The 22693-nt window shown below is 45.1% G+C and carries 22 protein-coding genes; 20 read left to right on the top strand and 2 right to left on the bottom strand.

The genetic code is table 11. The annotated features are described in order from the left end of the window. Positions 1 to 42: 42 nt before the first annotated feature. The 4 genes from FAZ15_RS17090 (at position 43) to FAZ15_RS17075 (ending at position 2919) form a co-directional block, all read left to right on the top strand. Positions 43 to 474: a DUF4625 domain-containing protein gene (locus tag FAZ15_RS17090; RefSeq protein WP_238387294.1), complete on the top strand. Its 432-nt coding sequence runs from the start codon at positions 43 to 45 to the stop codon at positions 472 to 474. 50 nt (positions 475 to 524) lie between these two features. Then, positions 525 to 1649, top strand: coding sequence for a DUF4625 domain-containing protein (locus FAZ15_RS17085; RefSeq protein WP_136902530.1), 1125 nt, complete (start codon positions 525 to 527; stop codon positions 1647 to 1649). A gap of 34 nt (positions 1650 to 1683) precedes the next feature. Beyond that, a complete protein-coding gene (locus FAZ15_RS17080; protein WP_136902529.1) occupies positions 1684 to 2394 on the top strand; it encodes a hypothetical protein in 711 nt (236 codons plus the stop codon). Positions 2395 to 2511: 117 nt separating this feature from the next. Further along, on the top strand, positions 2512 to 2919 hold the full coding sequence (locus tag FAZ15_RS17075; RefSeq protein WP_136902528.1) for a Fur family transcriptional regulator: 408 nt from the start codon (positions 2512 to 2514) through the stop codon (positions 2917 to 2919). Here FAZ15_RS17075 and FAZ15_RS17070 read toward each other — a convergent pair. Both FAZ15_RS17070 and FAZ15_RS17065 read right to left on the bottom strand, forming a co-directional pair. After that, complete coding sequence (locus FAZ15_RS17070) at positions 2916 to 4115, bottom strand: GTP-binding protein (RefSeq protein WP_136902527.1); 1200 nt, start codon at positions 4113 to 4115, stop codon at positions 2916 to 2918. The genes FAZ15_RS17075 and FAZ15_RS17070 overlap by 4 nt on opposite strands. Positions 4116 to 4119: 4 nt before the next feature. Next, positions 4120 to 4359 (bottom strand): hypothetical protein, encoded by a 240-nt coding sequence (locus tag FAZ15_RS17065; protein WP_136902526.1) that lies wholly within the window; start codon positions 4357 to 4359, stop codon positions 4120 to 4122. Positions 4360 to 4478: 119 nt separating this feature from the next. Here FAZ15_RS17065 and FAZ15_RS17060 point away from each other — a divergent pair, with 119 nt between their 5' ends. The 16 genes from FAZ15_RS17060 to FAZ15_RS16985 all read left to right on the top strand — a co-directional run bounded on the left by FAZ15_RS17060 (position 4479) and on the right by FAZ15_RS16985 (position 22611). Continuing rightward, positions 4479 to 4985 (top strand): hypothetical protein, encoded by a 507-nt coding sequence (locus FAZ15_RS17060; RefSeq protein WP_136902525.1) that lies wholly within the window; start codon positions 4479 to 4481, stop codon positions 4983 to 4985. A 186-nt stretch (positions 4986 to 5171) separates the two neighbouring features. Continuing rightward, positions 5172 to 6038 carry a ZIP family metal transporter gene (locus FAZ15_RS17055; RefSeq protein ID WP_136902524.1) on the top strand — a complete coding sequence of 289 codons (867 nt, stop codon included), beginning with the start codon at positions 5172 to 5174 and terminating at the stop codon, positions 6036 to 6038. Beyond that, the gene (locus FAZ15_RS17050) at positions 6031 to 6777 is read left to right on the top strand and encodes a DUF4625 domain-containing protein (RefSeq protein ID WP_162304988.1); all 747 of its coding nucleotides are present in this window, start codon (positions 6031 to 6033) and stop codon (positions 6775 to 6777) included. Before FAZ15_RS17055 ends, FAZ15_RS17050 begins: the two co-directional genes overlap by 8 nt. 38 nt (positions 6778 to 6815) lie before the next feature. Further along, complete coding sequence (locus FAZ15_RS17045) at positions 6816 to 7820, top strand: DUF4625 domain-containing protein (protein WP_136902522.1); 1005 nt, start codon at positions 6816 to 6818, stop codon at positions 7818 to 7820. Between the two features lie 24 nt (positions 7821 to 7844). Further along, complete coding sequence (locus FAZ15_RS17040) at positions 7845 to 8582, top strand: DUF4625 domain-containing protein (protein ID WP_136902521.1); 738 nt, start codon at positions 7845 to 7847, stop codon at positions 8580 to 8582. Between the two features lie 96 nt (positions 8583 to 8678). Then, positions 8679 to 9263, top strand: coding sequence for an RNA polymerase sigma factor (locus FAZ15_RS17035; RefSeq protein ID WP_136902520.1), 585 nt, complete (start codon positions 8679 to 8681; stop codon positions 9261 to 9263). Positions 9264 to 9351: 88 nt separating this feature from the next. Continuing rightward, positions 9352 to 10503 (top strand): FecR family protein, encoded by a 1152-nt coding sequence (locus FAZ15_RS17030; protein WP_136902519.1) that lies wholly within the window; start codon positions 9352 to 9354, stop codon positions 10501 to 10503. A gap of 154 nt (positions 10504 to 10657) precedes the next feature. Then, complete coding sequence (locus FAZ15_RS17025; RefSeq protein WP_136902518.1) at positions 10658 to 14011, top strand: SusC/RagA family TonB-linked outer membrane protein; 3354 nt, start codon at positions 10658 to 10660, stop codon at positions 14009 to 14011. Positions 14012 to 14021: 10 nt separating this feature from the next. Beyond that, the gene (locus tag FAZ15_RS17020; protein WP_162304987.1) at positions 14022 to 15461 is read left to right on the top strand and encodes a RagB/SusD family nutrient uptake outer membrane protein; all 1440 of its coding nucleotides are present in this window, start codon (positions 14022 to 14024) and stop codon (positions 15459 to 15461) included. Between the two features lie 29 nt (positions 15462 to 15490). Further along, the gene (locus FAZ15_RS17015; RefSeq protein WP_136902516.1) at positions 15491 to 16687 is read left to right on the top strand and encodes a TlpA family protein disulfide reductase; all 1197 of its coding nucleotides are present in this window, start codon (positions 15491 to 15493) and stop codon (positions 16685 to 16687) included. Positions 16688 to 16694: 7 nt separating this feature from the next. Beyond that, entirely contained in the window at positions 16695 to 17900 is a 1206-nt protein-coding gene (locus tag FAZ15_RS17010) for a TlpA disulfide reductase family protein (RefSeq protein ID WP_162304986.1), read from the top strand. A gap of 2 nt (positions 17901 to 17902) precedes the next feature. Continuing rightward, a complete protein-coding gene (locus tag FAZ15_RS17005) occupies positions 17903 to 18436 on the top strand; it encodes a TlpA family protein disulfide reductase (RefSeq protein ID WP_136902514.1) in 534 nt (177 codons plus the stop codon). Positions 18437 to 18441: 5 nt separating this feature from the next. Next, positions 18442 to 19137 (top strand): ABC transporter ATP-binding protein, encoded by a 696-nt coding sequence (locus FAZ15_RS17000; protein ID WP_136902513.1) that lies wholly within the window; start codon positions 18442 to 18444, stop codon positions 19135 to 19137. Between the two features lies 1 nt (position 19138). Beyond that, entirely contained in the window at positions 19139 to 20572 is a 1434-nt protein-coding gene (locus FAZ15_RS16995; protein WP_136902512.1) for a DUF3526 domain-containing protein, read from the top strand. After that, positions 20569 to 21936: an ABC transporter permease subunit gene (locus tag FAZ15_RS16990; RefSeq protein ID WP_162304985.1), complete on the top strand. Its 1368-nt coding sequence runs from the start codon at positions 20569 to 20571 to the stop codon at positions 21934 to 21936. The genes FAZ15_RS16995 and FAZ15_RS16990 overlap by 4 nt, the downstream gene beginning before the upstream one ends. A gap of 57 nt (positions 21937 to 21993) precedes the next feature. After that, positions 21994 to 22611 (top strand): RNA polymerase sigma factor, encoded by a 618-nt coding sequence (locus FAZ15_RS16985; protein WP_136902510.1) that lies wholly within the window; start codon positions 21994 to 21996, stop codon positions 22609 to 22611. The last annotated feature ends 82 nt before the right edge of the window (positions 22612 to 22693 follow it).

Here is a 22693-nt window from a genome sequence, read left to right as displayed (position 1 = left end):
GTTAAAGGCAATGCCTTCTTTGGCTTTTTTGCTATAATCCTCTTGTTGTTCGGTGCATGCAGTAAAGATGCAGAGACTATTGACGATGAGCCGCCGGTTATCGATATCAGTGCTGCCGATGCATTTCCGGTGCAATGTAGTACGGTGAAGCGGGGAGAAACGTTCACCTTTAAGGCGAAACTATCAGATAACGTGCGTCTTGGAGCTGTGAGCGTGGATATACACCACAATTTTGATCACCACACACACAGTACGGAAGTAAATGACTGCGGGCTAGAGCCGGTCAAAGTGCCTGTGAATCCTTTTTTATTCATCAAATCATATGCTATAGCGGGGGCGCAAACAATTTATGAGACGGATATCCAGATTGATGTACCGGCGGATGTGGACCCGGGTGACTACCATTTTATGATTATGGTGACCGATGAGGAAGGCTGGAGCGCCATGAGAGGGCTCAGTATTAAAATCGTGTAACAAACTGCTTTTAGTGAATAACAATTATTTCATCTTTAAATCTACATACAATGAAAAAGAATAGAGTATTGTTCTACCCATCGTTAGTCGTAAGCTTCTTTCTGATATTTTTATCCTGTAAAAACGATGATCCTGAGCCTGTATTTGCTGCACCTGTGGTCGAATTAACCGAGGTCGGACTTCAGAATAGTAAAATCGGTTTTGTTGGCGGTGATCTGCATATTGAGGGTACCATTCTGTCGGAAGCCTTGATACAACAAATAGAGATACAAATTCATCAAGAGGAGGGTGGTGATTTTTCGTTTGGGAAAGCTTATACGGATGGCAAGTACGTGAATGTGAAAAATCTTGATTTTCACGAGCATATTGATATTCCGGTGGATGCACCACTGGGCGAATATCATCTTCATCTTACCGTTACGGATCAGCAGGGACAGACCACTACCGCAGAAGCTGAACTGGTTCTTGATCGAAAAGGGGCTAAGTTAGAGGGACTTCAGGTAGGATCCAAAGATGATCGTAACGATGGCATCGCCAATGCGTTTAGTAAGTTATACATTGCTGCAGATATCCAATCGCAAAAGGAAATCAGCTCAATTAAATTTAAGGCTGCGCAGCAAGGCAGCGAAAATGGAACGGAGCTGGAGGAACGTGACATCACTAACTCGTTTAATAAATCTACAGGTAAATTGTCGGCAGCAGTTGATATCCCGATAGGAGCCGTTGTTGGCGATTATTTGGTTTCTCTTATTATAACGGATGCCGATGGCAATGAGGTTAACATCACCCGCGAGATCCAAGTGAAAAATACACCCTTTGTTGAGGACTTTGAAGTGGGGAGCGGACACGGCACCGGAGAGCGTACGGATCGGATCGGTTATATCGGCAAAGACCTACATATCCAAGGTACCGTTTATTGTGTGATAAACCGGTTGAAAAGTATCAAAGTGAAGATTGTGCAGGATGTTGCCTCCAATCCGTATACAGCTACGACGCTTTTTGACGAGAGTACTAATTATTTCGGTGCGATAGCCGGTTCAAGAAACGATTTTTTTCACCAACATGTAGACCTACCAGCGGATATGCCCGCCGGAAATTACAAATTTTCGTTTACGGTAGAGGATAGAACGGGAGGTGTTTACGAAAAATTGGTCAATCTCGAATTAAGAAAATAACAACCAGAAACATTAAACTATAAATTTATATATCATGATTACACAAAAACAAAACAAATTCTTAGTCGCATTAGCATTGGTTGGATTTACGATGTTCTCGCTTTCTTCTTGTAACAAAGATGACGACAGCGATCCGATAAAAGAAGGTATTGAGCGCTCAGAGCTCATATTGACAGAAGTGAGCGGTGAGGCAGTTTATCCGCATGGCGACCATTTCCACGGTCTTGCCGCTGGTGTAGAGGGGGAGTCCGTAACGATCAAGTTTGATGAAAATGGTGATGCTACGTCTGGCGGCCACTTGCATCTGGAAGCGGAGGCGGTTTACAAAATCGAACTGAAAGCATGGGATTATAATGGAAAAGAAGTGCAGAATGACTTTATTGCCAGCAAAGCGGTAGCCGATAATTACAAAGCTTTTTTGGTAGGGGGTAATTTTATATTAAATCCGGACACGGACGATGAGAGCGGTGCTATTTTTCAACCACGTGATTTAAAATATGGCGACGGAACTGATGTAAACGGTCAATTCGAGACCACTGGAATCTTGAGCTATTTCACAATTGGTCACGATAACGAGGGCGCTACGAAAAACGTGAAATATGTATTGAGAAAGCTAAATACAGGATTGAAAGCTACGGTTACGCGTACAGATTGGAACAAGGATAATTATGCAACACTATTTGCCGGTGAGAATGTTCTTGAATTGAAATTTGAGATCCACGCTGAACACGGTCACGATCACTAATTTTCTAATTACTATGGGGTTGCTATTTCATATTTGAGAGCAACCCTATTACAAATCTCGCAATTTATAACTCCATATTCAGCGTTAGGTCGTGATTTTTTATTATCAGGTGTAAAGATGGAAGATCTTGCAGTATTATTAAAGCAACGTGGAATTAGGTCTACCCGGCTTCGATTAAAGGTGTTACAGATACTTGTTGCATCGAAGAATGCATTTTCCACCACAGAGATGAATACTTCGTTGGGCGGTAGTGAGGATAGAAGCACAATTTACCGAATTCTTTCGGGGTTCTACGCAGAAGGAATAATCGAACGTATTGTAGGAGTAGACGGCGGTCTTCGCTACGTCTATTTACCGCAGTCGCTTTCAATACAGCCATCTTTTCGATGTAGTAAATGCGGAAGTGTCTCCTGTCTTTCGCCGCTTCCGAGTAGTTATCTGGAAGAGATACAGCGTCATCACCTCGACAACGCTGTATTGGTCTTTTCTGGCACGTGTAGCGACTGCCTGCGTAAAAGGGTTTAGAAGTTCTGTGGAAATGGATCCACCCATGATGTATTCTCCCAGTTATTGGTTTCATTTTCCGTCAATAGGCAAGCTTCCAAATCAGCAACTTGCTCCGCCTTATCCATGTCCTGACCGATGAATACCAATTCCGTTTTTCGGTCTGCCCATTCCCGATCCCAACGGGATAGGATATAATCTTTATTTTCAATATAGTCGGCATAATGCTCGCGTTCGTTCTCGGGAATACTGCACCACCAGGATCCGGCATTTTCAATCCGTAGGCTGCCTCCCGCTTGGCTAAAGCTAACGGCGGTGTGCGGCCTTGAGGCCAACCAAAATAAGCCCTTTGCCCGGATGATATTATGCGGATATACCTCGTTTAAGTAATGGTGCCACCGTTGGGGATGAAAGGGTCTGTTAGTACGGAATACGAATGAAGATATACCGTACTCTTCCGTTTCGGGTGTATGCTCGTTCTCGAGTTCTTTAATCCACCCTGCAGATGCTGAAGCCTTCTCGAAATCAAAGCGCTTTGTGCCCAATATCTCTTTGGTATCCACCCGTCCAAAATGCGATCTGATGAGCTTAGCTTCTGGATTCAGTTTCTTAATGGCGGCTTCCAGTATACCGATTGTTTCATCTGAAACAAGATCAGTCTTGTTGAGCAGAATGACGTTGGCAAACTCGATCTGATCGGTTAGTAAGTTCACGATGGTACGGGAATCATATTCGTCGTCCGTCAATTCCCGGTCGAGCAGCAGGTCGTCTGAACCGAAATCTTTGAAAAAGTTATAACAGTCGACAACTGTAACCATGGTGTCGATATAACTAAATGCCGAAAGGTCTATACCCTTATTTTCATCTGTGTAACTGAATGTTTGAGCCACTGGGACAGGTTCAGAAATCCCGGTACTTTCGATTAAGAGGTAGTCAAACCGATTCTCTTTGGCAAGCCTTTCGACTTCGACCATCAGATCTTCACGAAGGGTACAACAAATGCATCCGTTGCTCATTTCTACTAATTTCTCTTCTGTGCGGGATAAGGTATTTTCTTTCGCTACTAATTGCGCGTCGATATTCACCTCACTCATGTCGTTTACAATAACGGCTACCTTGAGGTTATCCTTATTATGCAGGATATGATTTAAAAGGGTGGTCTTTCCGGCTCCAAGAAATCCGCTTAGTACCGTAACGGGTAATTTTTTTTGGTTCATTTATTTATTTTTTGTCATTTGATGATGAGGGCTCGAGTACATTTTCGCCAGCAGCTATACGGCTGAACCATTCCATAACCCGTAGGTAATGAGGTTCGCCATAAAGCTTGATGAAGCGTTGTGTTTCAGGAAGCTCACGTTGGCTATAAATGGTTAGCCGTTGGCTCGCGAAAGCCACCGTCAGTGGTATCTGGCATTTCTTTTCAATGCATATTTTCCATTCTTCGAAGTTCTGTGGGATCATATTATCGTATTAATTGCTACCGCAAAAGTATAAAGTATATTCCATAAAAGCAACATAGTTGCAATTGATAAACCTAAATCTTATCTTTGCCTATGTCTCAATAAATAAATTTGATCTTCATGAAGCAGCGTTTTTTACCTTTAAGATGTTTTAATCCTATCCTGTTAGTTAGATGGCCTTTCCTACTTCTTGTAAGTATACTTTTCCCAATCTGTCATTCTGCTTCTGCACAGACAAATGCCACTCATCTAAGTGACCATAAGCCGCTGATGAACCCCATCTGGGAAGTGATTGATAAGCTCATGTACAAGGTTTCGAAAGAAAATGGAAAGACGATCTATACCCCACATTTTCCTGCCGAGTTGCAGCGTCTTGATGGTAAAGAGGTAACACTAAAGGGGTACATGGTTCCGATTAAACCGGGTCGTAGCCACCATTTTTTTTTGCTATCTGTACTGCCCATTTATCAGTGCATGTTTTGCGGACAGAATGGAATACCTCCAATGGTGGAGATTAATATGGTCAATGAAAAGAAAGTTATTTTTACAGATCAGGTAACTACAATACGCGGAAAAATCTATTTGAATGCTAAGGACAGCAAGCGCACGGAGGTACAGATACATTAAGCCATAGTGGTCAGCGGGAACAAATAATCGTAGGCACCAACTTGAGTTCTTCTATAGCACTTGTGGTGGCATATTGATAATATATTAGGAGAATACTAAATATTATTTTACATTTGCAACTTTGTTGCAGTACTTTCGTAAGAGACGACATTAAATTACAATATTATCATACTAAAAACTATGCTCATGCATCCTTTACTTATTATTTTAATCTTATTTCTACCAGCTTTATTGAGCGGTCTATCGGTTTTTTTCGTGAAAAGAGACAGTACCTCACTTCTTAAGCTTATTCTTTCGTTTAGTGGTGCGTACCTATTTGGAATTACCGTACTGCACCTCATTCCACATGTCTATCAAGGAAACGAAACCGCCGGATCGACGATAGGCCTCTATATATTGGGTGGCTTTATCTTTCAGTTGGTGTTGGAACATTTCTCACAGGGGATTGAACACGGCCATGTGCACCATGGAAATCACAGTGCATTTCCTTTGGCCATTATGATCAGTCTATGTCTGCATGCATTTTTGGAAGGTATGCCATTGGCTTCCGGTCAGCAATCCCAGCTGGTATTTGGTATTTCGATCCACCATATACCTGCAGCATTTGCGTTGGGCAGCTTGCTGATTGCAACCAACTTGTCGAAAAGGAAAATAGCCATCTGCTTATTGATTTTTGCCTTCATGACCCCCCTGGGATTTCTGGCCAGTAAGGGAATCAGCGAGGGAAGTATTGGCGACATCCACCTCTACTACGATAAAATCATGGCGGTGGTAATCGGTATTTTTCTGCATGTCTCGACGACGATCTTATTTGAATCGGGATCGGCAGACCACCATACGTTTAACAAGCGGAAAATGTTAGCTGTGTTTATCGGACTCTTACTTGCGGTTGGAAATCTGTTTTTTGACGGCCACGATCATAGTCATCATCAGCATGGCGAACATGAACATGGCCACGGTCACAGCCATGACGATCATGACCATGACCACAACCATCATGGACATGAGCACGAGGAAAAGGATGAAACCCATAACAAACACAATCATGAATAACATTATCAAGTTTTTTAAAGAATATCTATTGCCCGCAGCATGTAGATATATTACATGTATTGTATTGCTCTTTATCGGACTTGGCGTACTGTACAGTTGTCATAGCGCCAACGATACAGCGATTAGGGATCTAAAAGTGGGTACGGATAGCGACCCGAAGGGTTTTGCTGGAATTGCTATGCCTGTAGTGGCGAAAGTGAAGGGTGATAAAGATATTAAGGAAATTGAACTGGCTATTTCGCCGAAATCGGGATCGGACTGGAATTTTTTACAGCGGTATCGAGACGGACTTGCAGGACAGAAATCAGCCGATTTTAAAGAGGCTATCCCTATTCCAATGGATGCTAAGGTAGGGGATTACCATTTGAAAATGAAGGTTATATATGCGGATTTGACCGAAGTCGAATCAACTGTTGATTTTAATATATCGGTGGATAGTTCGATACCACTTGCATCCAAACTGGAGGTAGGCATTAACGCCGATGGTACAGATCTACATCTGGAAAGCCAGCTGAGTGCAGCCAAAACGATCAAATCGGTTACGATTAGCATAATAGGGGATTCCTGGAGTAAGGAGTATCCATTCGACAAGGCAAGCATGGTAGGCAAATTGGAATACAACTTCCATGAACACCTTAAAGTAGCTGATGTGCCAAAAGGTAAGTATGAGGTCGTGCTACAGGTAAAAGATCAGCAAGATCGGACCTTTGAAACGCGCGGCAGTTTTGAGAAGAAGTAAAATAACGCAATTATTTGACATTAAAAACTAAAATTCACATGAAAAAAAATACGATTTATCTTCTATTTCTACTATTAAGTTTAGGTGGAGTCATTACATCTTGTAAAGACGACAAGGTAGAATTGGTTGAAGCCCCAGTGATTAATTTGTCCGAGATTGGGGCGTCAAACAGCAAAAAGGTAGTTGTGGGATCCGACCTGCATTTAGAAGGCGATATAATCGCTGTAGGCCTCATTGCTAAAATAGAGATTGAAATCCATCAGGAAGCTGGCAATTTTAAAATCCTGAAATCTTACAATGACGGACCGTATATCGGCGTAAGGAATACCTTATTTCACGAACATATTGACATTCCTGCTGATGCACCTGCGGGTGCCTATCACCTCGATTTTACGGTGACGGATAACGTGGGAAATAAGACTACCGTTGAGTCGGAGTTGACACTCGAAAAAGCATTTGATATTACTGAACATTTTGTGGCAGGTACGCTTTCACCGGCAAGTGGATCTTATAATAGTGTGTATTTTATTAGGTTATTGGAAGATAATAAAGCCGTCTTCATGGGGTCGGGCAACGATCTTGTGGGCGAATACGAGCTGACGTCCGATTCGCTCCTCGTTACGATTAGCGATCCCAATAACTACCGCACTGCCAGATTTGCAATAAATGAGAAGCATGAGCTTACCTCTGCTTATTACAGAGCCCTGTCTATGGTGTATAAAACCACCGGTGTACTTTTGGCTATAAATGAACAGAACCAGTTTGCCGGTAAAACATTTAGAGGTGAAGAGTTTAAAATGGGGCCTGCGAGCAACAAAGCCGATTGGTATTATAAATTCAATGCAACGGGTAGTCACTACGGTGCAGCGGAGACGGCTGCTGCGGCAGAACCTATTAACGCGTTTGAAAATATTAATAACAGCGCTTTTAAATTTAAGAACAGTGCAGGGGGAACAGAATTAGGTTTCGTTAGCGGCGACTCGCTTACTGTTTTCAGATCGCAGGGGTTGTTTTATTTTGGTACTTATAAGTTACAGCAGTAGCCACACCGACTAATCTAGTAAGAAATGACGACAAAAAAGTGCGCTATCTTCCGCTATGTTATTTTATTTGCTTTTCCGTTTTTGTTCGTGAATTGTGCGAAGGAGAAGGATGCGCAGCCAGAACCTATTGATACGAGAACTGTATTGCAAATTTCGGATGTAGAGATAGGTACAAATGACAGTAGGACAGCTTACGTAAATGGCGACTTACATCTCGAGGCGAAAGTAACCGCAAGTACAAAAATAAAGCAGTTGAAGATTCAGATTACGCCGAGCATATCAGGGCATGGATGGATATTCAGCCAGACATTTACCGAGAATGTGTCTGGCGCGGAAAGTTTACATTTTCATGAGCATATTTACATTCCTGAGAACGCGAGAGCGGGAGTTTATGATGTGCTTTTTATCGCATACGACGAAAATGGGGAACAGACTCGGTATAAAGGATCTTTAACTATTCTTAAAGATCCACTCATTCCTCAGATAGCGAATGCTGAAATTAGCTTAAGCGGTGATGTATTAGCGGTAACAGCGGATATTAAGATTCCATCTGGCTTGCAAGAAATTTATATCGAAGTGCAGTCTGCAGCATGGACACGGAAATATGCATTTACGGAAGCCGGGCTAGTAGGATTGACAAATTACACCTTGAATAAAACGCTAAATCTAGCAGAAGCGCCGAGTGGACACTATCATGTCCATATTTTCGTGACTGATCGTGCGGAAAAGCGGATCGGTCATACATTTCATGTCGATAAATGATGGACATTAAATGATTTTTTTATATTTTGGAGTTGTGTCGGGATAGAAGAAGATTTAAATTATAATTTTTTTACCTTAGCGGCGTAAATAATTGTGATGACCAACGATTTTAATCAAGATAACGACTTAATGGCGGAGATTTCCGATGGAAATCACGAAGCTTTCGCTATTTTGTATAAAAAATACTGGCCGTTGCTTTATTTGCATGTATACCGTATGCTGCAGGACGAACGCCTTGCAGAAGATGTCGTACAGGAAACGTTTACCTGGCTGTGGCAAAATGCGCCTCTTATCAAAGTAGCGGGACATGTATCATCCTATTTATATGGCGCAGTAAGGCATAATGTACTAAACCAATTTAGAAAGGAAAAAGTGAAATCCGCTTATTTGGCAGATCTCTCGCTATTCGTGACGGACGCTCGTTCGGAGGTAGATGATGTTATACTGTACAAAGAATTGGTGCATGAAATCGAATCAGAGATAGCGCGAATGCCACCCCGGATGCAACATATATTTAACCTGAGCCGTAAAGAGATGTACTCCCATAAGGAGATTGCGGATATGTTGGGAATTGCCGAGAGCAGCGTACGGGAGCAGATTAAGCGTGCTTTAAAGCAACTGCGTTTAGCATTAAAAGATCGTCCGTATTTATTTCTAGCGTTTCTTCACCTCTTCCGATAGCCAACTTTTTACCATCTGCATTTTTTTTAAGAATCTTGTCCCCCCTGTGCGCAAGATAAGTTCCTTAACGTAAATACCCATAGTAAATATGAAAGGCAAGATCGACAAGAATACGCTTGATAGGTATGTACAAGGTACCGCATCAGAAGACGAACGTCTACTCATCGAGGCGTGGTATCTCGAATTAGCGCGCAAAAATGAACTCCCAGCTTATCCCAACGATTTGGAAGATAAGATGAATAAGGCATTGCCCGTTATTTTATCCCATGCTCAATTTAGGCCGGCTAGCTCGAAGAGGCGACTTTGGTTTGCGCTATCGGCTGCGGCGGCTATTTTAACCGTATTTATCTTTTTTTACTGGATTGATTTTTCCGATCCGAAGGACAATGTACTGGTCAATAAACCGCTACAGGACGAGATTGTGCCTGGTAGCGACAAGGCATACCTCACCTTAAGTAACGGAACGAAAATAGCGCTGGACGAAAGGACTACCGGTAATATTGCGCAGGAAGCCAATGTGCGGATCAAGAAAAGTGAAGATGGGGAGTTGACGTACGAGCTTATTGAAGCGAATGAAAACGTGCATGCTGAAGAAGTTAACCTATTACAGACACCTAACGGAGGCCAGTACCAAGTAACCCTACCTGATGGCAGTAAGGTATGGCTTAATGCCGCGTCCAGTCTGCGTTATCCATCCAGTTTTGCCGGGCGAAGCGAACGGAAAGTGAGCCTCACTGGCGAAGGTTATTTCGAGATAGCCAAAGATAAAGCTAAGCCTTTTGTTGTAGAATCCAATGGACAGAAGATTGAAGTGTTGGGTACAAAATTTAATCTTAATGCCTATACCACATCGCACATATCCAAAACTACACTCCTCGAAGGTAGCATAAAACTGTCTGCAACAGGAACCTCCGAATCGTATATCCTTCAACCTGGGCAACAACTTAGGAAAAATGGCCAATCTATGCGAATACTCCACATAGATACGGAAGAATCTGTTGCTTGGAAGAACGGTTATTTTAGCTTCTCGGGGAAAACATTGGAAGAAGGCATGCAGGAGATCGCACGCTGGTATGATGTAGATATCGTATATCAAGGTACTAAATTGAAAGCCATACCGCTTGCAGGGACGATCTCAAAATACGACAAACTAGCAACTATACTAAAAACACTTGAACTCACCGGTTCCTTCAATTTTCAGATTGAAGGAAGAAAGGTAGTTGTCAGCTTACCTAAATAATATGAATTAACCTAAAAACAATGAAAAGAAAACAAAGAGGTCCTTAACCGGCGGATAACATAGAGATAAAACCGAAGGCGCTTGCAACACCTTCGGTCGGATTACTGTCTCGGATTTAGTTCGATAACTTTCTTAACCTAAAACAGATTTTTAAATGTACAGATTTTACATGAAAGATGTGCTCGGAGCAGGGCATGTTTTTCCTAGATGTTCGCTCGCAATGAAACTAACCGCTATCTTATTATTTGTTGTGGCCATGCAGGTGCAGGCTATCGGATGGGCACAGCATGTCACCTTGCGTAAGAACAAGGTCACTATTAAACACGTATTCAAAGAAATTAAAAGACAGACAGGCTACGATGTGTTCTATATTCCTGAATTTTTTGATGACACAAAGTATATCAATGCTGATTTTAAGAACACACCTGCGCGAATAGCGATCGAATCGTGTATTTCATCAGCTGGTGGAAATTTGACGGTAACGCTGCATGAGCGTACCTTTGTTATCCAACGGTCGCCTATCAAGATGCGCCCCACAGCTGAACAGCAATCAAATCAAATTACCGTACGGGGGAAAATAGTAAACGACAAAGGAGAGGCCTTGGGAGGGGTGCTGGTAACCATCAAAGGAAGTAACCGATCTACAGCAACAGCAAATGATGGCGTATTTACCTTAAATAATGTAGATCGGAATGTGACCCTGGCAATTACCTTAATAGGGCACCTGCCACGCGAGGTAAAGGCGGTCGAAGATATCGGAACGGTAGTTCTCGTGCCATCCAATTCTACTCTTGATGAGGTGCAGATCATCGCTTATGGTACGACGACGAAAAGGTTAAATACCGGATCGGTGGGTAGCGTGAAAGCCGAAACGATCGAAAAGCAACCTGTGGGGAATGTATTGACTGCGCTTACCGGTCGTGTACCGGGGTTGGATATCACACAGCAGACCGGTGTACCAGGCGGTGCGGTGCGCGTACGTATACGTGGGCAAAATAGTCTTTCGGCCAGTGCTAATGATCCTTTGTTTTTAATCGACGGAGTACCATTCTTAAACAATGCGACGACAACAACATCGCAATCAACCTATAGGCCTCCCGCAGGAGGAAATTCGAGTCCATTTAATTCGCTCAATCCGGCAGATATCGAATCGGTTGAAGTGTTAAAAGACGCAGATGCTACCGCGATTTACGGTTCAAGGGGAGCAAATGGTGTTGTGCTTATTACCACAAAGAAAGGTAAAGCAGGCCAGAGTCGGCTTGATCTCAATATGTCGACTGGTTTTGGAAAACTAGCGCGAAAGATGGATGTACTGAATCGACGAGACTACTTAGATATGCGTTACGAGGCGCTGCGCAACGATAATATGACGACCGAAACGACCAGCTCAGCGGTTTACGACCTGACTGTTTGGGATACGACACGTAGTACGGATTGGCAGGATGAGCTTATTGGCAATACGGCGGAGTACACAAACCTTCAGGCAACACTATCTGGTGGAGACAAAAATACAAACTATGCAATTGCCGGCAATTACTGGAAAGAAACCACTGTGTTTCCTGGAGACTTTGCAGATACGAAGGGCTCAGCACGTGTGAGCTTGCAACATCGATCCAGTGACAATAGATTAAGCGCGCAATTCACAGGTAATTTTTTAAGGGAAAATAATAATCTTCCGGCTAATGATCTGCTGAATGCGGCCACGACACTTCCGCCGGTAGCACCTCCGTTGTTACTTCCGGACGGAAATTTAAATTTTGACGGAACCAATTTTTTTAATCCGCTTGCCAGCTTACGGAATACGTACGATGCTAAGGGAACAAACTTAAATACAAACGGTCTTATTTCCTACGAAATACTGAAGGGATTAGTGGTCAAAGCGAATATGGGATATTCGAATTTTCGATTCAAAACGCTTTTTTTGAATCCTGAATCTGCACAAAACCCAGCGTATTTTGCGGGTCCATCGAGCCGATTAGCCGAATTTGGCGATCATACAACCGAAACGTGGAATGTGGAGCCGCAATTGGGTTATAAGACGAGGCTATTCGGAAATCAAATAGATGTGCTACTGGGCACGACTTTCCAAAATACAGTTCAGGAAGGATTGCTTAATTATACGTCGGGCTATGTGGATGATGTACTGATGCGGGATAGGTCTCTTGCCACTTCAACCTCTGCCAATACGAGCTACTCGGAATATCGGTACAATGCATTGTTCCTACGTGTTAACTATAATATCAAAAATAAATACATCGCCAATGTAACGGCGCGCCGAGATGGATCAAGTCGATTTGGATCGGGGAAACAGTTCGGTAATTTTGGTGCGATAGGGGCCGCGTGGCTATTTTCGGAGGAAGCCGGTGTTAAGGACGCACTTCCATTTTTGAGCTTTGGTAAGCTTCGTGCCAGTTACGGTATTACCGGAAGCGATGCTGTGGGTAATTACGGTTACCTATCGTTATATCGGGCCGCGTCGACCAATTTTCCTTACTACGGAGCTAATGGAGCTGGTTTACGACCGTCTAATTTGTACAACACGGAATTCCAATGGGAGAGTAACCGCAAGATGGACTTAGCTCTTGAATTCGGCTTTCTAGATAATCGATTCCTATTAAACGTAAACTATTACCGTAACCGATCTTCCAACCAGTTGGTCGGATATCCCATTTCAGCTGTTGCAGGATTTACATCCATCCCGTTTAATTTACCTGCTACGGTACAAAATACAGGATTGGAGCTGGAGCTTAATTCGACAAATATCACGAAAGCTAATTTCAGCTGGAGCAGTAGTTTTAATGTGACGGTGCCACGTAATAAGCTTATTGATTATCCATCGTTAGCGTCATCTTCCAATGCGAATATGTATATTCTCCACGAGCCGCTTACCATTGCAAAAGTATTTCCTACGCTCGGAATCGATCCGCAAACCGGCGTGATGGTTTACCAGAACCGATTTGGTGATCCGATCACGAATATTATGTCCTTAACAGCACTTGATCAAACCCAAGCGGTTAACACAGGTAGAGATTTTTTTGGAGGTTTCTTAAATACGTTTACTTACAAGCGCCTGCAATTAGACCTTTTTTTACATTTCTCCCAACAGTATGGTCTGCGATATAATGTTAATGGTGTGTATCTGCCAGGTTCGCTCGGTAATATTCCTCAGCATGTCTATGATGGCCGATGGCAGTATGAAGGTCAGTCTGACGCGCTTTACAACAAGCTGTCCCAAAATTCAACTTCTGCGGCAGCTCAGGCACGCGCGCGCAATACGGATGCTGCAGCATACGAAGATATTTTCTTCTTGCGCCTGAAAAATGTGTCGTTATCGTATCAACTGAATCCGACGTGGACCAAAAAATGGGGAATGCAGAATTTTAGAATTTATATGCAAGGGCAGAACCTAGCAACCATTACAAATTACCAAGGTATGGATCCCGAGAATACCAGTCTGTCAATTGCCCCGCTAGCTGTAACTAATTTTGGTGTCCAACTCACTTTTTAATATGACGAATATGAAGATATTACTATATATATGCTTTCCACTGATCTTGTTAAGTGGTTGCAGTCAATTTGTTGAAATTGATCCACCTTTTAATGCGGTTACCGATGCGACGGCTTACCGCACGGATGCGACGGCCACCTCGGTAGTCACAGGTTTGTATCAGATCATTATTAATTCACCCTTCACGGCAGACGGAGCAGGACTGGGCTTGTTCACATCGCTGCAGACTGACGAGCTGAAATATCATTTAACGACGGCAGCTACATTGGAATTTGCTACCAACGCACTTACTGCAGAAAACACCAATGTTTTAGGAATCTGGACTAGGGCTTATCAGGTTATCTATGGTGCGAACGCCGTGATTGAAGGGGTTTCGCGATCTACTACCTTAACGCCATCAGTAAAAGATCAGCTACTTGGTGAAGCAAAATTCGTACGAGCTTTTATGTATTTTTATCTCGTTAATCTATACGGCAGCGTGCCCCTGGCATTGACTACGGATTACAAAGTAAATATATCGTTAAAACGGTCGCCAAGTGCTGAGGTCTATCAGCAGATTATTACTGACCTAAGTGATGCCGAAACCCTTCTTACTGAAGCTTATATGTCGGCAACAAATGTCGTGACCAATGATAGGGTGCGGCCTAACCGAACGGCGGCATCGGCATTGCTCGCACGGGTATATTTGTATACAGGCGACTATGTCAATGCGGAAAGTAAAGCGTCGGCCGTAATTGCGCAGTCTTCGGTCTATAAAATGGATCCGGATTTGGATAAGGTTTTTTTGGTAGGTAGCCAAGAGGCAATCTGGCAGTTGGGGCAGGATGCAAATGTGTCTGGTATCAATACATACGAAGGCTACAATTATATTTTAATTAGCGATCCTACGACGAATTACCCCGGCATTACGCTCTCGGAAGATCTCGCAACGCAGCTCCAAGGAACCAAACGTGGGATGCACTGGGTTCAAAATTTTACGGTCGGTACGACCGCTTATCCCTATGCTTTTAAATATAAGGTCAGACAGGCCGCATCTCGATCTGCGATTACCGAGCACCTGGTTGTACTTCGGTTGGCTGAGCAATATTTGATCAGAGCAGAGGCTCGGGCATTACAGAATAATTTTGATCAGGCAGCGCAAGACCTGAATGCCGTGCGATCTCGCTATAATCTTGCTGATATCTTTCCTGAAAACTTGCCGGACTTTATGATTGCGCTTGAACAAGAGCGCAAGCTGGAGCTGTTTACGGAATGGGGACATCGTTGGTTTGATATAAACAGGTGGAGGGGCTTTTCCAATCCTTCTATCAGCCGAGCCGATGAAGTGATGCCCGACATAGCGGCTGCAAAGGGAGGTGCATGGCGGTCAGCATATCGTCTCTGGCCAATACCAATGAATGAACTTCTAGTCAATGTAAATCTCGACCCCAATCCGGGATATGGTTTATAAAAAGAAACGGAGAACTAAATAGAAATGAGATGAAAATGATAATAAAAAAAAGAATGGTTAATCTGCTATTATGCGTGATACTCTTGTTCGGTTCCTGGGCCTCGGCATTACAACAAACAACAGTTAAGATAGATGGAATAATTTCGTCCGCCGCTTTCCTTGACTCACTGGAAGGAGTTGTGTTGCATTATCAAAGCCAACAGGTGTGGGGTAGCGATACCAGCCAACTGGTTAATGGAAAATTTTCTTTCTCGGTACCTGTCTCTTCGGTAAGCGAGGCTACACTGATACCGCTATACCTGAAGACCAATACCGACATGGATCCTAGCCTTTTAGTAAAAAATACGCGGAAGGTATATATAGGCGATGGAGATCTGTCGGTGGATGTAGATGAATCGTTTCGAAAGGCTAAAGTAACTGGTTCACGTATGACGGCGGACTACGATATATTTAGCCGGTATATCGATCCTTATACGGAGAATAATGAAAAGGTATATCAGGAAACGAGAGATATCCCAAAAGAAGAACAGCAGATAAAAAGACGGGATGCAAGGAAAGCGATAGAAGATGCTAAAAAACGCTTTCTGGATGAGCATCCAGCCAATAGCTTTTCAATCGACGTGATGAAGGACATGATAAGTCTTTACCAGAATAAACAGCTTTTTCTTCCCGAATCGGATTCGTTGTATCGTGATCTGGTGTATAGGTTTAATAGCGTGAGTATGGATTTACGTCAGACACCGGAAGGAAAGGAAATAGCCGTCCGTTTGGATGAACTTAAAGGCCGTAAACTTCCTTCCTTTTCTGGTCCCTCACTGGATGGAGGAACTCTTGATATCAGTACCTTTAAAGGACGTGTATTCCTGATCGATTTCTGGGGCAGCTGGTGTATTTGGTGTCGAAAAGGACATCCACATCTTAAAGAGTTATATGCCAAGTATAAACCCCTTGGATTTGAGATTGTGGGAGTTGGTGTTGAGTTTGACAAGGATAGGGCGACGGGCGAAAAAAAATTGCGCAAGGCTATGGCGGAGGATGGTATCACCTGGCCACAGATATACAACCTCAATTCGGGGGATGGCGACCTACGCGAGATTTTTAGTATTTACGCATATCCTACCAAAATATTGGTCGATAGGCAGGGGAATATCGTACTTCGTGTTACGGATGACGAAGAGAGAAAGTTAGATGCTAAACTGGCGGAATTGTTTACTAATAAGACATAGATTTAAGATGAAAAATTTTGTTATTTCAGCATGGGCATGTATACTATCACTGCTATTTATGGATGCTGTCTTCGCACAGAAAGTTGCATTCGACAGCAAAGCGGATACGGTATATATTTCAGGTAAAATAGGACAGTTGAATGCTCCGCAGCAGCTTTGGATTTATATGGGTGATGAAAAGTGGGATAGCATACCGGTCAAAGATGGTGTGTTTTCTTATCAGAAAGTGACTAAGCTGCCGGCTTATGGTGCCATCATGGTCAAATATAAGCCTTACTATGAAGGCGTAGCTGGCCATACCAACTTTTTTGGTGACATGGATCTCAAAAGTCTATTTTTCGAAGCGGGGAGAACGACGATTCACAGTCCTAACGATTCCCTGAAGGGGCACGCGATCATTAAAGGATCTGCTATTCAGCAACAACATGAGGATTGGTTGACCAAGCGCCGAGCGATATCCTCCCGTCAACGGGCAATTGCGCTTCGTTTTGACAAAGCAACACCTGAGCAGTTGCAATCGGAAGATTTTTTGGTAGCCTATGAAAATGAAATGAGGGCAGTTGAGCAAAGTCTTGATTCGCTGCTCCGTGCGGAAGTAAAGCAGCATCCCCATTCGCTGGTCACGCAGATTGCTTTTTTTGAATATATGCGGACACAGGAAGGCAGTCTAGATTCGACAAAGGCGCTAGCAATATTCGAATTATTTACGCCCTTATTTAAAGAAAGTGCAGTAGGGAAGAATATACGGGAAAGCATAGCGGCGATTGGCAAGCCTCAAGAAGTCGTTCGTACACCCGAGGTAGGCGAACAGGCTCCGGAATTTACGCAAATGGACCTGAACGATCGACCGATCACTTTGGAGCAGTTTAAAGGTCAATATGTGTTGCTGGATTTTTGGGCGAGCTGGTGTCTGCCGTGCAGAAAGGTGAATCCCGAATTGGTAGGCGTATATCAGCAGTTTAAGGATCAGAATTTCACTGTTTTGGGTATTTCTCTCGATGACGACAAAGCGAAATGGAAGAAAGCGATAGAAGACGATAAGCTCACCTGGTGGCAGGTGTCCGATTTGCAGGGATGGGGCAATGCGGTTGCCAAAAGCTATGGGATCCAAGCCATCCCGCAAAACTTTCTGGTTGACCCGAGTGGCAAGATTGTTGGTAAAAATTTGAGCATTGCCGAGCTGCATGCTACCCTAACTAAATTATCCAACTAACGATGCGAATAACGATATTTTGGGTTTTCCTGACGGTACTGACATGGAATCAGGTCAGCGGACAGGATATTGATAGGCAGGCTTTATTTCCCTTTGAACTTAAAGATACTTTAGGTCGCGTAGTGAAAGCGGCAGATTTTGAAGGTAAAGCGCTGGTGATGGATTTTTGGTTTACGGGCTGTAAAGGTTGTGTACAGGTGGCAGAAGCATTGCACAAGGAAGTGATGCCCGCCTTTGCTAATGATAGTAATGTCGTGTTTTTATCGATCTGTCTGGATGTTAACTTTTTACAGTGGAAGAGAAGTTTGCGAACCGGCATGTATACCAATGCGGAGCAGGTCAATCTATATACCATGGGGTTAGGAGCCGATCATCCGCTCTTTCGGCATTACCGGTTCAGCGGCTGCCCACAGTTGCTGATTGCGGATAGGAGTGGAGCGGTTTTATCTGTAAGCCCAGCCTTGCCCATGGTTGGTAATAGGGCATCTGTGAACTCATGCATTGCGCTTATTGAAAAAGCAAGAAATCAAAAATAAAACGTATGTTACAGATCGACAATCTAACAAAATACTACGGCGATTACCAGGCCTTAAAGGGGATCGACCTGACGGTAGATCAAGGTGAGGTATTCTGCCTGCTGGGCCAGAACGGTGCGGGCAAATCGACGACGATCAACCTTGCGCTGGGCTTTCTTTCGCCCAGCAGCGGCCGGGTACTCGTCAACGGCGTGGAGGTGAAACCGGGGGATGACCGTACCCGCAGGATGATGGCGTATATCCCGGAGGTGGTGATGCTGTACGGCAAGCTGACGGCTATAGAAAACCTTGATTACTTCAGCCGTCTGGCGGGTTTTCGGTACGGCCGTAAGGAACTGGAGGCGCTGCTTCTGGAAGCAGACCTGCAGGAGGGTGCGTTTGACAGATATGTGGGTTCCTTCAGCAAGGGCATGCGGCAGAAAGTCGGCATAGCGATTGCCGTTGGCAAGAACGCCGGTGTACTGCTTATGGACGAGCCCACCAGTGGGCTTGACCCGCGTGCCACGGAGGAGTTTTCCCTGCTGGTGCGCCAGCTTTCGCAGCGGGGCAGGGCCATCCTGATTGCCACGCATGATATCTTCAATGCGGTTTCCATAGGCACGCGTATCGGTATCATGCGTTCGGGCGAACTGCTGCATGTACAGCCTGCCAGCGAGGTGAGCGCCGAATCATTGCTGAAACTTTATCTTGAAACGGTCTGATATGAAGGTACTGATTACGATCATGCGGCTGGAACTGCTGCAGCTGTGGCGCGACAGCACGTCCAGGGTACTGGGTCTACTGCTGCTCGTGCTGACGGTTTATGCGGTGGGGAGCTCTACGGCGGGTTATTCGGAGGCGGAGAGGGAGCACCATCACCTTACGGAGACGGCGCGCGATAAAATGGTGCACCAGAAGCCCACCAGCCCACATATGGCGGGGCATTACGGGCATATCGCCTTCAAGCCGGCCACCTTCCTGCAGGCGGTGGATCCGGGGGTGAACGTATTTACGGGCACCACCGTACGAGTGGAAGCGCATACGCAGAACCGGGATGTGTTCGCTCCGGCCGGTGGCCGGTCATCGCTGGTGCGTTTCGGCGAATTTTCATTTTCACTGCTGCTACAGGTAGTCGTTCCGCTGCTTATCCTGTTCACGTGCTACCGTTCCGTCCTTGCCGACCGGGCCAACGGCTCGCTGAAGATCCTGCTGTGCCAGGGTATCAGTATGCGCATGCTGGTGCTGGGCAGGGCCTGCGCCTATAGCGGAGTCTTTGTCGGCTACCTGCTGCTTGCCGCAGCCGGTTACGGGGCCGTTTTCCTGCTGCGCCATGAGGGGGCAGGGGACGGGGATGGTATCCTGCTTAGGCTGCTGGCACTGGTACTGTTGTACGCACTCTATTATATGCTGCTGGTGGGGTCGGTGGTGTTTGCATCGGCATTCTCCAGGGATGCCTCCGGTCTGCTGGCGGGTCTGCTGTCTGTATGGCTCATCATCACGATCATATTGCCCAAGGCTGCCGCAAATATCGGCGAGCAGCATGCCCCGCTGCCTACAAGCCTGGAGTTTGCCGAAGGCATCAGTTCACGCAGGGGCGATGGGATAAACGGGCACGACCGGAGCAATCCGCACACGGCAGCTTTTATAGATTCGGTAAAGCGCGCCTATGGCGTGGACAGTGTGGAGGCACTGCCCGTTAAGATCGGTGGCCTGCTGATGCAGGCCGATGAGGAATACAATAACAGGCTGTATGATGAGGCCCTGGGCGGTATCGAGGCGATCATCGAGCGTCAGAACCGTATAGGGTCGCTTTCGTCCTACCTCAATCCGTTCATGGCGGTACGGAACCTATCCATGGCCCTTGCAGGTACGGATATGCACCAGCATTTCCACTTTACCGGTAGCGTGGAGCTGTACCGCCGGGAGCTGGTGGCTACGCTCAATGCGCAGGATGCACTCCGGGAGTCGGCATATAAAGATGGGAAAGGTAAGCTGACGGGCCGTTTCTGGGAGAGCAGTTCCGATTTTGAATATGCCCCTCCCTCCCTGAGGTGGAGCCTCGGTCATTATGTACATGAACTTGTGGCCGTGTGGCTATGGTGCTTCCTGGTCTTTTTTATGATCTATTTTCTTTCCAACAAAATTCGTGTTTCATGAACAGTACAGTCTTCACATACCAGTTCCGGTTGCTGGTTCGCAACCGGCTTTTCCTGCTCTGCCTGCTAGCGCTACTGGGGGCGGGGATCTACGGCACGTACTATGGCCGCCATTTTGTGGAGGGGCAGCAGCGGGTGCTTGCCGGGATGGACAGCGTGGTACAGGATCGATATGAATCGTACCAGGCATACCGGTCGGGCCTGCCGGACAGTCTGCGCAGCGACATCAGAGCCTATGCGGGGCTGTATGTGACGGCCTATGCCCCTACGGCATTTACGGCGCTTGCGATCGGTCAGAAGGACAATTATCCGTTCTACCATGAGGTCAATGGCCTGAAGAACATCTATGAGGTCGATACGACGGCGATCAGGAACCCGGCCAAGCAGCTTGCCGGCAATTTTGACCTGTCCTTTGTGATCGTGTATCTTTTTCCGCTGTTTGTCATCGTATTGGGGTACAATGTGCTGTCCGAGGAGCAGGACCAGCATACGCTTTCCCTTCTGGCCGTACAGACCGATGTCGGAAGACTGGTGCGCAGCAAGCTGTTTTTCCGTCTGCTGGTGATGCTGGTGCTTTCCCTGGTGGTTAATCTTACGGCCTTTGCCATAAACGGCATTCCCCTGAGAATGATATGGTCGATGGCAAGCTGGTGTACCGTGAGCTGGCTCTACATCATTTTCTGGTTCAGCGTGGTGTACCTGGTGGTGATGCTGGACCGCGGTGGCAGCGTGAGTGCGCTGCTGTTGGGCGGTCTGTGGGTATTGTTTCTGCTGGTCGTGCCGACGGTAGTGAACCGTCAGGTGTCTTCGCTCCATGTACGGGAGCAGGCGCAGACCTTATTTAACCGTCGAGGGGATCTGCCGCGGGCATACGATCTAAGTGAACAGGAGATTACGAATCAGTACACTAAGCTTTCGAATAGGCATAATTTGCCTGTTTTGTCGGATACATCGGCTCTGCCTCAAATTATGCGAAAGAGTTATATGGTCGGACGCATACAGGCAGACTGGGACAATAGATTGGGCCGAAATGCCCTTGAAGCGACATTCGGTGAGTATCAGCGGGCATTGGATTATAACTGGGTGAATCCGGCGTTTGCGGTGCAACAGTGTTTTAATCAGATTGGAAATACTGAAATAGGAAATTATAGGGATTATATGCTGGCAGTCGAACATTTTGAAAATGAACGTGCTTATTGGCTATACCGCTTATGGAATGACCCTCTATTTGATGGAGAAAAGGATCTTACTCCAAAATTTGCGCAAATTGAAAGTCATATATCCATCCGAACTATTCGCGAGCTGTGGTCATTACTGTTTATATCAATAGGTCTTTGGCTTATTGCTATTACGCGCAAATTATAGGAAAAGTTAATATTCATTTAACATGGGGAAGGTATCTTTGATTGATTAAAGAAACTTATGTCCCAAGTTGTGCCACTACATCGAGGTTGGCTGCTAGCCATCAAAGAACGAAACGATAAAGACGCTTTTGGCGCTGTTTATCGTGTGTACTGGGAAGAACTCTATAACCATGCCTTACGACGTGTTCGGAATGAGCAGCAAGCGGAGGATTTAGTGCAGGAGCTCTTTATTCAACTGTGGGAACAACGCGAGCGACTCGATACCATGATGAATCTGCCTGCATACCTGTACGGCATGCTCAAATATAAAATCATTGATTTCTTTAACTCCAATAAGGTAAAATCCCAGTTACTTGATTTATGGGCGACCGACCTGCATCACTATGTGCAACAAAATCCGGATGAACTGGAGGCTTACTACGCGCTGGAGCGTCTATTGGATCGTGAACTCGATAGCATGCCGCTGAATATGAAGCAAGCTATATTACTCAAATGGGACAAACTTAGCATCCGCGATATCGCCGTACAGCTGGGGCTGTCGGAACAAACGGTAAAAAATAATATAAGCGTAGGAAGCAAGCGTCTACAGCATGCCTTGCTGGTCAATAATTCGGACGCTTATAGCACCTTGGCTGTACTGGCAACACAGTCGCTCACTCTTCTATTAGCATACTAACTGTACTCGTCTCTTCACGCAGTTTTAGGAATTCATTAACTTAACAATCACTTAACGTAATCGTAACAATTTTTAAAAGTAC

It is taken from the genome of Sphingobacterium olei (genome assembly GCF_005048855.1).
Classification (GTDB): Bacteria; Bacteroidota; Bacteroidia; order Sphingobacteriales; family Sphingobacteriaceae; genus Sphingobacterium; species Sphingobacterium olei.
The sequence above is the reverse complement of the archived record's forward strand: the minus strand, read 5'-3'. Positions and strand labels throughout refer to the sequence as shown.